The sequence below is a fragment of the Streptomyces sp. ADI96-02 genome (assembly GCF_003846185.1).
Lineage (GTDB): Bacteria > Actinomycetota > Actinomycetes > Streptomycetales > Streptomycetaceae > Streptomyces.
In genome coordinates this window covers 2,274,470-2,285,191 of the sequence record NZ_ML123034.1, presented here as the reverse complement: position 1 = coordinate 2,285,191, position 10,722 = coordinate 2,274,470, and the positions used below count along the sequence as shown (strand labels likewise).

10 protein-coding genes are annotated in these 10,722 nt (G+C 70.7%); 5 read left to right on the top strand and 5 right to left on the bottom strand.

Annotated features, from left to right (window positions below; genetic code table 11):
* Window positions 1–88 precede the first annotated feature (88 nt).
* Entirely contained in the window at window positions 89–454 is a 366-nt protein-coding gene (locus EES43_RS09950; protein WP_124268400.1) for a hypothetical protein, read from the bottom strand.
* 611 nt (window positions 455–1,065) lie between these two features.
* Between EES43_RS09950 and EES43_RS09945 the strand changes: the two genes are divergently transcribed.
* Genes EES43_RS09945 through EES43_RS09935 form a run of 3 tightly spaced genes read left to right on the top strand, consistent with a single transcriptional unit; the run spans window position 1,066 to window position 5,092 of the window.
* The gene (locus EES43_RS09945) at window positions 1,066–3,189 is read left to right on the top strand and encodes a helix-turn-helix domain-containing protein (RefSeq protein ID WP_241192364.1); all 2,124 of its coding nucleotides are present in this window, start codon (window positions 1,066–1,068) and stop codon (window positions 3,187–3,189) included.
* Entirely contained in the window at window positions 3,186–4,178 is a 993-nt protein-coding gene (locus EES43_RS09940) for a hypothetical protein (protein WP_124268399.1), read from the top strand. The genes EES43_RS09945 and EES43_RS09940 overlap by 4 nt, the downstream gene beginning before the upstream one ends.
* On the top strand, window positions 4,175–5,092 hold the full coding sequence (locus EES43_RS09935; protein ID WP_124268398.1) for a DUF6339 family protein: 918 nt from the start codon (window positions 4,175–4,177) through the stop codon (window positions 5,090–5,092). The genes EES43_RS09940 and EES43_RS09935 overlap by 4 nt, the downstream gene beginning before the upstream one ends.
* Here the strand turns inward: EES43_RS09935 and EES43_RS09930 are convergent.
* From EES43_RS09930 to EES43_RS09915, 4 genes are all read right to left on the bottom strand, one after another.
* Window positions 5,014–6,330: a DNA cytosine methyltransferase gene (locus EES43_RS09930; RefSeq protein WP_124268397.1), complete on the bottom strand. Its 1,317-nt coding sequence runs from the start codon at window positions 6,328–6,330 to the stop codon at window positions 5,014–5,016. The two genes, EES43_RS09935 and EES43_RS09930, sit on opposite strands and share 79 nt — an antisense overlap.
* Window positions 6,331–6,400: 70 nt before the next feature.
* Complete coding sequence (locus EES43_RS09925; protein ID WP_124268396.1) at window positions 6,401–7,354, bottom strand: DNA cytosine methyltransferase; 954 nt, start codon at window positions 7,352–7,354, stop codon at window positions 6,401–6,403.
* Window positions 7,351–7,794 (bottom strand): very short patch repair endonuclease, encoded by a 444-nt coding sequence (locus tag EES43_RS09920; RefSeq protein WP_241192363.1) that lies wholly within the window; start codon window positions 7,792–7,794, stop codon window positions 7,351–7,353. Before EES43_RS09920 ends, EES43_RS09925 begins: the two co-directional genes overlap by 4 nt.
* Before the next feature lie 295 nt (window positions 7,795–8,089).
* Window positions 8,090–9,094, bottom strand: coding sequence for an SEC-C domain-containing protein (locus EES43_RS09915; protein ID WP_124268395.1), 1,005 nt, complete (start codon window positions 9,092–9,094; stop codon window positions 8,090–8,092).
* A gap of 401 nt (window positions 9,095–9,495) precedes the next feature.
* Between EES43_RS09915 and EES43_RS09910 the strand changes: the two genes are divergently transcribed.
* Window positions 9,496–10,242, top strand: coding sequence for a class E sortase (locus tag EES43_RS09910; protein WP_124271876.1), 747 nt, complete (start codon window positions 9,496–9,498; stop codon window positions 10,240–10,242).
* Window positions 10,243–10,360: 118 nt separating this feature from the next.
* Entirely contained in the window at window positions 10,361–10,708 is a 348-nt protein-coding gene (locus EES43_RS09905; protein WP_206430021.1) for a DUF3311 domain-containing protein, read from the top strand.
* Window positions 10,709–10,722: the final 14 nt, after the last annotated feature.

Below are 10,722 nucleotides of genomic sequence, written 5' to 3'. Positions count from 1 at the left end.
GCGCAAGGAGTCGGGGCCGGTCGCAGCGGGGGATGCGGCCGGCCCGCGACCTCAACGATAGGAGTTCCGAGCCCGACGATGTGTCGGGTCAGTCGAGCCTGAACACGATGACGACGACATCGGGGCGTTCACGGTTCCGGCGACGGCGATGGCGGGCGGCTCCGCCCCTGTTGTTGGGCGGACGGGTGACGCTGACACGGGAGCGGGTCGAGAGGAGAGGGGGCCGCCGCCGAGTGACCTTGTCGCCCACCGGGCCCGGCGCTTCGGGGGTGGTGGGCTCGGAGGCCCTACGGGCGGCTGCCCTGTCGCGGCGGAGCCGCAGGGCGTTGATGTACGAAGGCGTCGTTCCGGCGGCGTCGAGGAATTCGGACCGCAGATGCGGGTCTTCGATGGAGTCGTACTGCTCGACGAGCCCGAAGCAGGCGTCGTCCGACTCGGGCGGGTTGGTGTCCATGGGCAGCTCCCTGGGCTCTGGCTGAATGTGTACCGGGCGTGACGGAAAATGGCGCACGTGCAGAAGGGCGGAAAAGCGCACGGAAAGGTGGGCCGATTCGCCAGGAGGAAGGTTTTTTCGAGAAACGGCAAGGGGCGGAGGATTCGTTGTCCGGAAGAACGTGGCAGAAGCCAAGCGCATGTGATCGAGCAAGGCAAGAGGTTTGGTGATTTTCCTTACGGAATATCGATTCCGGGTGCGGCGGGGGAATTCTGGGCATGCAGAACAGGACCCTCGCCAGAAATGGTTCGACAGCGCTTGGTGAGGCGTTTCCCGCTTTCACGTTACATGATCGAACGGCGGCGTCACAAGGTGCTCGCGGGGCCGGACAGAGCTTCCGGGAGGCGTTGTCGCCTACTCGCTTTTCCGGGCAGATCGGTAGAGGTTCGGCCAAGATTCGACACTTCGGTCATTCTGCCCTTTCGGCATGTTGTCGGTCATTTGGTCGATGGGGCGCAGGGTTAAGGATGAGGGTCGGCGCGAGTGTGTCAAAGGGCGTTGTCGGGCGCGGTGTCAGTGTCAAACGCCAGGTGTATCGTGCAGGTCATGGGCCGCGCCGCAGCTGAGGAGTGATGAGGTTGGACACCGGAATGGACTTCGGTCCCTGGCTCGCCCGACAGCTGAAGCAGTCGGGCATGAGCCAGGCCGATCTCGCCCAGCGAATCGGACTGACGAGGGCCGCGGTCTCCGCCTGGATCACCGGCAGGGCGACTCCGCGAGAGGAGACGATCAACAGGATCGCCGAAGCGCTCGGTACGGATCTGGGGACGATCCACACCCGTACCGCCGACACCTTGGCCGGCCTGCCGATCTCCTGGTACCACCGCCCGGGACACGCGGACGGGGGAAGGGAGTTCGGGAACGCTGCTGCCTTCGCCTTCGAGGCGGACGTCGGTGTCCTGGCGCGCGAGGCGACCCAGAACAGCCTCGACGAACGCCTGGACCTCGCCCAGCCGGTCCGGGTCCGCTACACGCTGCACGAACTCTCCGGTGAGGCCCTGGCCCGGTTTCGCGACGAGATCCGCTGGGACGACCTGCTGCCGCACTACGAGGCGGCGGCGCAGCAGGACCAGAAGGTCGGACGCATGATCGCGGCCGGTCTGAGCGACATGTACGAGCGGGACCGCCTGGTTCTCCTCCGTATCGACGACTACAACGCCTCCGGTCTGACCGGCGACGACTACGAGACGGGACGTTTCGCCGCGGTCGTACGGCGCCAGCTGGACAGTCAGAAGTCGGTGAACGCCGCCGGTGGCTCCTACGGCCTGGGGAAGGCGACGCTCTGGGCGACCAGCCGCCTCGGGCTGGTCCTCATGAACTCCACTCTGTCGGAGCCGCACGAGGGGCGGACCGAGCGGAGGCTCATCGGCCGACTCGACCTCCCCTGGCGCAGGGTGGGCGGACGGGCCTGGGCCGGTCCCGCGTGGTTCGGAAGGCCGGACCCTGACGCGGAGGACCTGCACGTGGCGCGCTCGTGGTGGGCCGACGAGGAGAGTGTCGAGCGTCTGCACCTCACCCGGGAGAGCGCCGAGCCCGGTACCTCCTTCCTCATCGTCGGCGCGCACGATGTGGCCAGTCTCGTGGAAGGGACCGACAGCAACGAGGACGTCGAGGACGACGACAGCGTGCACCGCATGCACTATCGCCTTCTGGAGGCTCTCGGCCGGAACTTCTGGGCGGCCATGACCGGCGGAGGCGGTCAACGGCCCCTGCTGGAGGCGTCCGTGAGGACATTCCGCAACGGTGTGGAGATTCTTTCCGAGACGAGAGTCGATCCGCGTGTCACGCAGCCCTCACGGACGCGGGCCTTGCAGGCGTTCCTGGACGGAACGACCGTCGAGAAGATGACGGAGTCGGGGCAGGTGGCGATGGCGACCGTCCCGCTGGTCGTGCCGGGACGCTCCGGTCGCGGGAGCGGTGGCGAGCACCGGGCGGTCGTGCTGGTCACGGAGGCGGAGGACGGGGACGACGGAAAGTCGAACAGGGTGACGACGATGCGCGGCAACCGCATGACCGTCAAGGTCGGTTGGGTCCCCGGCCTTCCGGTCGGCACCAACCCCTTCCAGGCCGTGCTGCTCGCCGGCAGGGCAGCGGGCGACGACGCTCCCTTCGCGGACGAGGCCGAGGCGTTCCTGCGGGCGGCCGAACCGCCCGAGCACGACAAGTGGGGGCAGACGGAGGAACTGCGCATGCTCTACTCGCCGTCCGCGTATCGACGCATCGGTGCGCTCACGAGCGAGACGAACAAGGCCGTGCGCGCTCTGGTGGCCCTCCCGAGAAAGAATCGCAAGGGCGGGCCGGAGCGCCTGCGCAAGCGCCTTTCCGTGGGGGGACGCAGGACGGCCCGGCCCACGCCGGCGTCGAGCCCACCGGCACTGGCAGAGCTCGACGCCCGGATCGACGGCGGCGGCGCGTGGTGCGTCACGGCCGAAGTGAGGATTCCCGCCGGGGGAGACTCCTGGCGAGCCGCACCGGTGGCCAAGCTGGACGTGCGCTCCGGTCCTCGACCCGTTCTGGCGTGGTCGGAGCTCGTCGCCGTGCACAACTGCGAGATCGTCGACGGTGTGATCCGCTTCGCCCCCGGCTCGCGCACCGCCACCTTCCGCGGGACCACCGACGTATCCACCCATCCGGTACGAGCCCTGTTCAGCGGACTCGTCCTCGACCTGCGCACGGACAAGGGGGCCCAGGCATGAGGGCCTTTCCCTACCAGCGACTTCTCGGCGTGGTCGCGCTCCGGGTCACCGCCGTCGAGCTTCGGGGCCCCGACGACGTCAGGGAACCCCTCGAGACCAGTGCGTTCTCCGCCGTCGAACAGGTGGTGGCCCCCGGGGTGGCGGAGCGGGACGACTGGGAGTGGCTCCGCATGAAGGTGTCGGTCACCGTGCCGGGCAGGGCGACATCCCCCGACAGCCCCTGGAACGACCTGATGGTCGCCGTCGTACTGAGTGAGGGCGCCACCAACACGCGCGTCACGGCCGTGCTCGCGCGCGGCGAGGAGAGCGGTCGGCAGTGGGTGGGACACGTCGACCTGTGGCGTGCGGACCACTTGGACCGGGTCACGATGTCCGCACACGTCGTCGCCACCGTCGATGGAGTGCCGGGGCGGGAGATCGCCGTTTCGACCAAGGACTGGATCGTCGATCTGAAGGCCGACGTCCCGCTGCGCGACCGGGAACTGGACGTCGTCGAAGTCGGTTTCCGCGAGGGTCCGCAGTGGCTGCGCCGCTTTCACGAGGTGCCCTGGGCGGTGGACACGTCCGGCGACCTCCCCGTCGTCCATATCAACACGGACTTCGAGGGCGTCACCGATCTGGTCGGTGGCAACGGCACCTCGATCGACAACCTGGTACGGGACCTGCTCCTCGCCCAGATGTGCACGGACGTGTGGACGGCCGTCTTCCACACCGCTGTCGGGGATCTGGAGACCGAGGAGGACGGAACGCCGTTGTTCCCCCGCGACTGGCGGGGCGAGGTGCTGCGCGAGATGTTGCCCGACGTCGTGCCGGACCTTTCGGTGGAGGACGCCCTGGGGGAGGTCCACCGTCGCCGGACCGGAACGTCCGGGTGGACGGACCTCCAACCGCGTATCCATTACGCCGCCACGCGCAGGGCGGACGTGCCCAAGGCGCTGAGCACCACCATCCGTGGCCTGGAGAGCATCCACCGGGGGACCGACGCATGACCGACAAGCCGAACTTCCATCCGGAGCGCCTGGCGTTGCTCGCCGACCTCAACGCGGCCCAGTACCTCACCGAGGGGCTGCTCACCGGTAAGGAGGACGTACCGGCCATAGCGCTCAACAGGATCACCGAACCGCTGCCGTACGAGGGCGAGAGCCGTGCGGAACTGGACCCGGTGCGCGCGCTGATCGATGACGCGATGTACGAGTTCCGGGACGACAGACCCACGACTGCCGACGCCTGGCTCGCACCCCGGCTGCACGCGGCGCTCCGGCTCACCCGACGGGAGGCGGCCGACCGCAGGTTCTGGAACTACCTGGCCCTCGGGGTGGCGCCCGACTACGTGGTCTGGCGCCACCTTTCGGAGCCGAGGAAGAAGCAGGAGGAGAGCAGCGGCCCGCCGAAGGTCGCCGTCGACCGGTTTCGGGGTCCGGCGTACAAGCAGGCGTTCGCCCGGCTGTGGTGGACGGCCGAACTGTTCCGCAACGGACCCGACTACGCACCCGTCGTCACCGTGTGCGGCAACCAGGACATGCTGAACACCGCGTTGCGCATGGACGTGATCGACCATCGGCCCACCGCGCAGGCGATGGTGCGCCTGCTGGAGCGGGGGACGGTGACGACCGGTCGGGAGGCGAACGCGCTGGCGGCAGCGGTCAACGCCTCCGCCGCGACCCTCATGTACGACGTCCTCGCTCCGGACGCGGAGCGGGACGGTCGACCCTCGCTGGAGTGGGTCGAGTCGGCGGAGTCAGCTCCGGCCGTGCCGCGCAGGGACCTGCCCGTGGGGCCGTACGAGGAGAAGGCTCCGGAGCGATCGGTGGACGCGCTCGTCGATCACTTCGCCGAACTCTTCGCCGGAGCCCCGGTACGGGGACGGACGGGCACCGAGGAGGAGACCGGCGGCGAGGTCTGAGGCGCGCCCCGCCGAACGGTGGCCGGCGGCGCGGCTGCCCACTGCGGCGGCGTCGGCGGCAGCCACTCCTCCAGCAGCGTGTACCACTTGTGCTGCGGCGGTTCGCGCAGCAGTGCCATGCTCAGGATGTGCAGCGACAGGCGTGGCGGGATGGCGTTGCCGATCTGCTGGGCCACGTCGGTGGAGCGCCAGGGGTACGCGGCGGGAAAGGACTGGAGAAGGCCGGCCTCCTGGGAGGAGAGGCGATCGAGCTCGTCCTCGTGCCTGATCACGATCTCGCCCGAGTCGTCCTTCCGCAGACGGTAGAGCCGGTTGCGGCGCACCTTGCCGGTGATCGTCGGGGCGGGCTCCCCGGACTCCCGGCGTCCGCGGTTCTTGGGGTCGCCGCCGGATCCGTAGTTGGAGACCATGACGAAGTCGGTCGTCCGCGTGGCGCCGAGCGCGTCGCCCATGGACACCCACGGCTTTATGTCATCGAACAATGACCCCTCATGGTGGTCTTCCCTGGGGTGCAGTCGTTCGGCGCCCTTCCGGTACCGCTGGTGCGTCGCCTCCGGGAAGCGGACCTTGCGGTGCACGTTCTGCGGGTCGAACTGGGCGATCAGTACCGCCCTGCGCCGCGTCTGCGGGACGCCGAAATCCTCGGTGTGCAGCACGTGTGCCTCGGCGGCGTAGCCCGTCCTCCGGAGGATGTCCACGAAGTGCTTCCACACCGGCAGCACGGTGGGCACCTGTTCCAGCACGACCACCTCGTACGGCCTGCGGCGCTTGAGCTTCGCCTCCATGATCCAGCGCAGCGGCTGCAGCACGAACCCGGTCCGGTCGTCCGCCATCGCGTCGGTCTCGGTCTTGACCTCTTTCCAGGCCACATCGAACGAAGCCTCGTCCTCGTGGTCCGCCAACCGCGTGGCCAGGCGCAGCACATCGTCCAGAGCCTGATGACCCTTGCGGCTTCCCGCCACGGAGAACGACTGGCAGGGGGGACCGCCGGTGAGCACGGTCGCTTCGACGACCGACGGGTCGCACGGGCCCAGCGCGGCGACGTCCTTCACCTCGGTCGTCAGGAGGCCGGCCGCAGCACGCGTGGCACGCGTGGCGTCGTCCCATTCGACGCCGATGCTCTCGACGCCCTCGTCCTTCATGATCGTGGCGGCGATGTCGAGGCCGCCGGGCCCTGCGAAGAGATCGACGATCCCGAATTTCGCAGGGGGAAGTGAAGGGGGAGAGGGGTGGGTCATGGTGGGTAAGTGTAGCCGGCGATCAGATCACTCATTCCGATCCCGACAGGGACCGCAGCCCGCCCGTGGATCAGCTCTTCAGGGCGGTGGCGACGGCCATTCCGAGAGCCGTTCCGACCGGCGGCGGAGAGGCGTGCCCGATCTGCCGGTAGCGAGCGGTCTTCTTCCCGGCGAACTGCCACTCCTGGGGAAACGCCTGCAGGAGAGCCGTCTGCGCGTCCGTGAGTTTGATCATTCCCGATTCGGCGTCGTCCGGCCCCGGAACCTCATCGGCCAAGGCCCCGCCGTTGACCCTCATCCGTTCCCACGCCTTCTTCGACCCCGTCGGCCCCAGGTCCGCGCCTCCTCGGTTGTCCGAGCCGCCCACCAGAGTCGGAGCGACATGCAGGGCCTGCGCCGCCCAGACGTCCGTCCCGGGCCAACCGCGGGCGGCCATGGACCGGCGCAGCGCCCGTCCCACCGGGACGTGCTCGGTGACCGTCGGAACCGGCGGGGCGAACGCGTCGAAGTACTGCTCCTTCAGCGCGACGAGCACCCCCTGCCGGCGATCCTGCGGAACACCGAAGTCGGCGGCGTTCAGGACGAACCAGCGGAAGCCGTAGCCGAGATGTTCGAGCTCCTTGCGGATGAACTCCCGCACGCTCTCGAAGTTCGGGGAGTCCACCAGCCCCGGAACGTTCTCGATGAGCAGTGCGCGGGGCTGGATGGAGTGCGCGAGCAGTACCGCGGCCTCCAGCAGCCGCAGCTCCTCCTCCGTCTCCGCTCGCGCCACCGTCGCGCTGGACTTGACCCGGGGCAGCCCGGCAGAGAGAAGGTCCACGTCGTAGGTGTGCTGGTGCTCGGCCGGATCGAAGTCCAGAAGATCCATCTCCAGGACATTCCACGACGGCCGGTTGAGCCGGAGGGTCTCGCAGGCCACCTGCTTCTTGTCGAGGAGCAGTACGGGGTCGAACCCCGCCCCCTCCAACCCCAGCGCCAACCCGCCCGCGCCCGCGCACACATCGACGAAGCTCAGTCTGTTCATCGGCCCCCGCCCTTGTCCGTCTTTCGTCGTTCCTGTTCCACGGCCGCCGCCACCAGCTCCGCGGCGGCGGCCGGCGGCTCGTGCTCCCAGAACCGCAGAACCGTCCACCCCGCTGCGGCCAGATGCTCGGTGGTCTCCCGGTCGCGAGCCATATTGCGATCGAGTTTGTCCCGCCACCACTGTGCGTTGGCCTTCGGTTGCGTGGCGTGCAGTGGGCAACCGTGCCAGAAGCAGCCGTCGATCATGACGGCCACCTTGGCCCGGGTGAAGGCGATGTCGATGGTTCGACGCGGCATGGTCGGCACGCGCGCGTTCACCCGGAAGCGATAGCCCGCGGCGTGCAGGATCCTGCGCACCGCCACCTCGGGCGCGGTGTCTCGGCTCGCCTGGCGGCTCATACGCGCCGAGACGCCGGGAGAGGAAGGTCTGGCCGTGCTCATCTCTCCCAGTCTCCTACGGCTTGTCCGGCCGGTGTTTGCTTCCCCCTGCCGTGGGGATCTCGTCCTGCCGGTCCGCCGAGGGCTGACAGGGCGACATGAAGGCTTCTCCGCACACTGCGAACGGGGCCCGTGTGGGGACGTCGGCCCTGAGACGATTGTTGAAATGTGATCGTATGGGAATGGCCGGTCGTCGGCGGGTCATTACGTGAACTCGTGGCACACGGCACGACCGGGAGCCCCGCACCCGGCCCCCGACCGGGTGCGGGGCTCCCGGTCGGGGGCGTCGTGTCCGGGTTCACGCGCCGTGGCAGGTGCCGTACGGGGTGCCCGAGCCGCACCAGCAGGGGGCCGTGCGGGGCGGGGGCCAGGGGAGGGCGCGGCCTCGGGCGGCGAGGGTGGTGGCGTACTGGGGGAGGAGGCCCGGGGTGGCCGGGGAGGCGGCTTCCGAGGCGGCGAACGCCTCGTAGGAGGGGACCGTGCCGGTGACGATGCCCAGGTTCCCCGTGCCCGTCGCGTGCAGGTCGCGCAGGGCCGTTTCCAGGCGGGCCAGGTGTGTGGCGCGGTCCGGGTACTCCTCGGCCAGCGCCGGGTAGGCCGTGAGCAGTTCGCGCAGTTCGTCCTCGGGCCAGTGCAGCACGGCGACCGGGAACGGGCGGGACAGCGCGGCGCGGTAGGTGCCCAGTTCCGCGCGCAGGCGGTCGATCTCGGCCTTGAGCTCGACCGGGTCCGAGGAGCCCAGCGACCACAGGCGCCGGGGGTCGTGGAGTTCGTCGAGGGGGACCGGGGCCGTGTGCAGCTCGCCGGCCAGCTCGTCCCACGCGTCGTGGTCGAGCCCCATCAGCCGGCGCACCCGGTGGCGGCCGGTCAGCAGGGACTGGGTCGCGTACGGGACCTCCTCGCCCGGGACCAGGAGCAGCGTCAGCGCGGTCGAGAAGGCGTCGTGCGCCGCCTCCAAATCGTCGTGCGCCTCCAGCGTCTCGGCCGCGATCCGCCAGGGTGCGGCGGTCGGCGGGGCCGCGGCGCGGATGCCGTCGATGATCGCGCGGGCTTCGGCCTCGTGCCCGTACTCCCAGAGGTTGGCGGCCTTGAGGGCCTTCACCAGGTGCGGTTGGTCGACGGAGGCGTCGGGGGCGGCGAGCAGGTCGTCGTAGAGCGTGCTGGCACGGGAGCGGTCACCGGCGAGTTCCAGGTGGGCCGCGGCCTGGAGGACCAGCGGTTCGCGGTCCTCGGGATACCGCGCCGCGGTGCGGAGCAGGCGCTCGGCTTCGGTGGTGTGGTCGGCAGGCGTGTCAGGGCGCATGAACCACACGGTACTGCCGAGCGGGCGGCGGGCGGGAGGAGAGGGCGGGAGCGGCCGGAGAGCAGGCAGAGAGCGGCCGGAGGGCGGGCGGAGAGCAGGCGGAGAGCGGACAGAGGGCGGCCGGAGGGCGGACAGAAGGCGGCCGGAGGGCGGGCGGAGAGCGGACAGAGAGTAGGCGGAGAGTGGGCGGAGAGTGGGCGGGGGCCTGGAAAGTTGGGGGATGTGGCCCTATCGTGCGCGCCGTGCGGGAGCCGTTACGGGTACGTGAGGGGATACGGCGGATACGGGCGTCCGGCGGGCGGCGGCCCGGTCGCCGGGTCCGTCGCGGCGGCGGGCGGCGTGGGCCCGCGGTGCCGGCGTACGGTCGCGCCGGGCGGCGGCCGGGGCCGTGGGGGCACGCTCTGGCCCGCGGGTTGTGGACCTCGGCCGAGCTGATCGTCACCCTCGGGATCGTGCTTCTGCTCCTCGTCGCCCACCAGCTGTGGTGGACCAACCGCGAGGCCCGCGCGGACGCCGGGCGCACCGTGCGGGCGCTGGAGCGGGAGTGGGGCGGGCCGGACCCGGGCGGCGGTTCACCGGCGGACGGCTCCGGCGGCGCGGCACCGGGTGGTGCGCCCGAAGCCCCGGCCTCCGGCCCGGACCCCGCCGCGGGCGACGGCAGGCCCGACGCCTCGGCGCGCGGAGGCGGCGCGCGCCGGCAACAGGCCTACGCCGTACTGCGCATCCCGCGCATCGCGCTCACCGCGCCCGTCGCCGAGGGCACCGGCAAGGCCGGCGTGCTGGACCGCGGATACGTGGGGCACTACACCCGCACCGCCCAGCCCGGAGCTGCCGGGAACTTCGCACTCGCCGGACACCGCAACACCCACGGAGAGCCCTTCCGCCGCATCGACCGGCTCCGGCGCGGCGACCGGATCACCGTCGAGACGCGCGACGCCCTGTACACGTACACCGTCGACAAGCGCCTCGCGCGGACCTTCCCGACCGACAGCGGCGTCATCGCCCCGGTGCCCCGCAGCAACGTGACGCCCTCCGCCGGATACGCCGAACCCGGCCACTACCTGACGCTGACCACCTGCACGCCCGAGTTCAGCTCCCGCTACCGGCTCGTCGTCTGGGCGAAGCTCAGCGCGGTGCGCCCCCGCTGACCCCGGACCCCGGACCCCGGACCCCGGACCCCGGACCGCGGCCCTCGGCCCCGGCGGCCGGCGTGCGCGCTCGTGGACCGGCCCCCGGGCGAACGGCCCCGGGGAGTAGGGTCCCTGGGTGTCCGGAGTGATCAGACGGCGTCCCCATCTGGTGTGGCTGCTCGTCCCCTATGCCCTGTACCTCGGTGCGCTGCCCTTCGTGAACCGCGTCACGCCCCTGGTGTTCGGCGTGCCGTTCCTCTTCGCCTGGCTGCTCGGCGCCACCCTCCTCACCCCCGTCGCCGTCTGGCTCGCCCGCCGCGGAGACCGGCGGGGACGGACCGGAGACCGGCGGGGACGCACCGGAGACCGGCGGGGACGCACCGGAGACCGGCCGGGCGGGCAGGAGCGCCGACCCGGCGGACGGGATGACCGGCCGGGCGGCCACGACGGCCCGGACGCCCGGCGGCGACGGGAGCTTCCGTGAACGGGAACGCCGCC